Annotated in this window: 1 protein-coding gene and 1 pseudogene; both read right to left on the bottom strand. The window is 73.2% G+C overall.

Annotated features, from left to right (window positions below; all coding sequences use genetic code 11):
• Positions 1-216: 216 nt before the first annotated feature.
• Positions 217-3066: an FtsX-like permease family protein gene (locus tag ACFXPK_RS31060; RefSeq protein ID WP_385080464.1), complete on the bottom strand. Its 2850-nt coding sequence runs from the start codon at positions 3064-3066 to the stop codon at positions 217-219.
• Positions 3063-3391: pseudogene (locus tag ACFXPK_RS31055) on the bottom strand (ABC transporter ATP-binding protein); the annotation flags it as partial. The pseudogene ACFXPK_RS31055 and the gene ACFXPK_RS31060, both read right to left, overlap by 4 nt.

Below are 3391 nucleotides of genomic sequence, written 5' to 3'. Positions count from 1 at the left end.
CCCCGAGCCTCGCTCCCACCACCTACCGCGCGTGCTATGCCCCCCCCACGCGCCCGCCCCCCGGGGCCCCCCCCCCCACGACTACGCCGCCGACCAGCCGGGGGCCACCGGTTCTGCGGCGCTGCGGTCCCCGGGGGCCCGGCCCGCGGGGCAGGTCCCCGGGGCCGGGAAGCCCGTCCGCGGGTACCCCCGGCCCCGGGGACGGGCCTCGGACCGTTACGTGGCGGCCCTGCGGCCCAGCGTCCGGTGCGAGCGGGTGACCAGCGCCGCGAGGAGCGCCGCGCCCAGCGGGACGGCGATCAGCAGGGCGGCCATCGTGGCCCACGGGATGACGACGGGCACGAACGGCGGGTCGGAGACCGAACCCTGGGCCAGGGCCTCCTGGTACCAGCCCTCCTGGCTGCGCCGGTCGGAAAGCCGTAGCCCGATGGCGGGCAGTACCCCGGCCACGGAGCCGAGGATGACCCCCATCACCGCCACCACCCCGCACTGGAAGCCGCTGAGCGTCCTGCGGACGCGCGCCGGGGCGCCGACCGCCGCGAGGGTCTTCAGATCGGCCTCCGCGTCGGCCTGGGCGAGCCCGGTGGCGATACCGGCGGCGCCGATGGTGATCAGACCGGCGAAGACGGTCAGGGCCAGCAGCACGATGCTGGTCTCGCCGTTGAACCCCTTCTCGATCTGGAGGTTGACGTCGGTGCCGGTCCTGTCGATCTCACCGTCCAGCTTCTGCTCCTGGGCGGTGGTCGGCAGGGAGGTGGTCGAGTAGTACGCGCCGAGCGGGACGGTGCCGACCCCCGCCGCCTTCGCGGTGTCCGGGGACATGACCATGGACAGGCCGTACGCCTTGACGTTCTCGGGGACCTCGTGGGTGGCGAACGACTTGATCTCGCCCGGCGGCTCCTTGCCCGCCTCCAGCGCCTTGTCGGCCGCGTCCACATCGGTGATCATCCGGATGCGGACCGTGCCGTCCTTGTCGGCCTTGCGCTTGTCGAACAGGACGACCTTGCCCTCGGCGAGCGCCTTCTCGGCCTCCGGGTCCTCGATGTCGAGGACCTTCAGCAGCTTGGCGTCGCCGACCAGCACACCACCGTCGACATGGCTGTAGACGTCGTCCTCCTGGCAGCGCCAGTCCTTGCCCCACTTGCGGCGCTCGGCCGGGGTGAGCTCGTCGTCGTCGTCCTCCTGCCACAGCGGGCACTCGTTGGCCTTGGGCACGATGACCTCGTACTGCCCGCACCCGTCGTCGCCGCCGTACATCGGACAGCTGGGCTTGCCGACGTTGATCCGGTCCACATCGGCCCGGATGTCGATGGGCAGGGACTTCTGGACCGCGTTCCGCACGGTGGGCACGTCCCGGCCGCCACCGCCCTCGGTGACCATGACGGAGACCGCGCCGTGCGGCAGGGACGGCGTGTACTCGGCCCGGTACTGGGCGTCGCTGCTCACGGAGTACGTGGAGACGGCGACGGTGCCCGCGACGGCGGCCAGTACGGCGGCCACGGCGGGGGCCGTGCGTCCCCGGTTGCGTACGGAGTCCCGCAGCGCCAGCCGCGGGGAGAGCGGCAGCCAGCGGCCGATCCGGCCGAAGAGCCCCACCAGGGCGGGGGTCAGCGCGACCACACCCAGCTCGGCGAGCGCGCTGCCGGCCGCGATGACGGCGAACTGTTCGGTCATCAGCGACCCGTACAGCGCGATCGACGCGCCGAGCACGACCGCGATCAGGCCCACGACGGGCAGCACCCGGCTGGACTTACGGACTCCGCGGCGGCCGGTGAGCGAGGCCAGGACGGTCTGGCGGGAGGAGGTGATGGCCGGGACGATCGCGGAGAGCAGACCGGTCACGACGGCGAGCAGTGCGATACCGCCCAGCTCCAGCGGCCGGATGTCGAAGCTGCCGAACCGCTTGCCCAGGTACTCCTCCAGGAGCGGGCGCAGGGCGAAGGTCAGGCCGAGGGCGAGGACCGTACCGACGACCGCCGAGACGATCCCGATGACCAGACCGCCGCCGAGGACGATGGCCCTGATGTGGTGCCGGTCGCCGCCGTTGGCCCCCACGAGGCCGAGCTGACGGCGCGAGCGCCGGGCTCCGACGGCGAAGGCGGGGCCCGCCAGCAGGCAGATCTCCAGCATCGCGAGACCGACGATGGTGCCGAGCGCGGCCAGCTCCGCGGTCTGGGCCGCGGAACTCTGCGCGTAGCCGCCCCAGCCGTCCAGCTGGTACAGCGCGATATCGGCGTCGGCCGGCGGGTTCAGCGCCACGGCACGGGAGTTGACCAGGACCCCCTTGGCGTTGGCCTCCTGGACCATGTTCCACGTGAAACCGCCGGAGGCGGACGCGCCCAGGCTGACCAGATACGTGGTGTCGGCGCTCGTGCCGGGCAGGTCGTCGGCCTTCAGCGCCTTGTCGAGCGGGTCCAGCATCGCGCCGGGAAGCGCGTTGACCTGGTCCGCCTTGAGTGCGCTCGGCAGCTCGTACGAGCCGACGATCCGGTACTCGGCGTCCAGCCCACGGGCGGTGAGCTTGGAACCGATCCGCAGACCGCTCGCCTCCAGGAAGTGCGTGGTCGCCGCGACCTCGCCGCTCTTCTCCGGGAATCGGCCCTCGTCGAGGCGCATGATGCCCCGGGCCATCGGGTCGGTGGCCTTCAGCTCACGGATCTCCGCGTGCAGCAGTCCATGGGTGGTGCGCAGCCTCCCGGAGCCGACGGAGTCCTCCAGGACGGTGGCGCCCGCCGGGATGGCCTTCTTGACGTCGGTGGCGCCCTCGGGCCACGACGAGCCCTCGAAGTTCTTCTTCGGCTGGTAGTTCTGGGCGTCGGGGCTCTGGAGCACCGCCTCGCCGCCGTACTGGGGGTCGATGAACCGGGCGTCGGCGCGGCCGAGCTCCCGCTCCGAGGACTCCGAGACGGACAGCTCCGCGCTGCGGAGGGTCAGATCCAGGGCGCTCACGCCGAGGATGGGCAGCGCGATCATGGCCAGGACGAGGAAGCTGCGTCCCTTGTAGCGCCAGGCGTCGCGGCGGGCTATGCGCAGTGCGGCCCGCCAGGAGTGGTACCAGGTCGTCACAGCTCGGCCGCCTGGCCGGAGAGGAGCGACTCGGCGTCGCTGCGCAGGGTCTGGTCGACGACGGCGCCGTCCCGCAGAAAGACCACCCGGTCCGCCCAGGCGGCGAAGCGCGGCTCGTGCGTGACCAGGATGCCGGCGGCGCCCGCGTCGCAGCGGGCGCGGAGCAGGCCGAGCACGGCCTCACCGGTCTCGGAGTCGAGGGCCCCGGTCGGGGCGGGCGCGCGCTCGAGGGGCCGGGGGCCGACGACCCCGCGGCCGTGGGCGATGCGCTGCTGCTGGCCGCCGGGCAGCAGGTCGGGGGTGCGGTGCGCGAGCAGGGCGAGGG

The organism is Streptomyces sp. NPDC059142 (assembly GCF_042755665.1).
In the GTDB taxonomy this organism is placed as follows: Bacteria; Actinomycetota; Actinomycetes; order Streptomycetales; family Streptomycetaceae; genus Streptomyces.
Note: the sequence above shows the minus strand (reverse complement) of the source record. Positions and strands in the feature narration are given on the sequence as shown.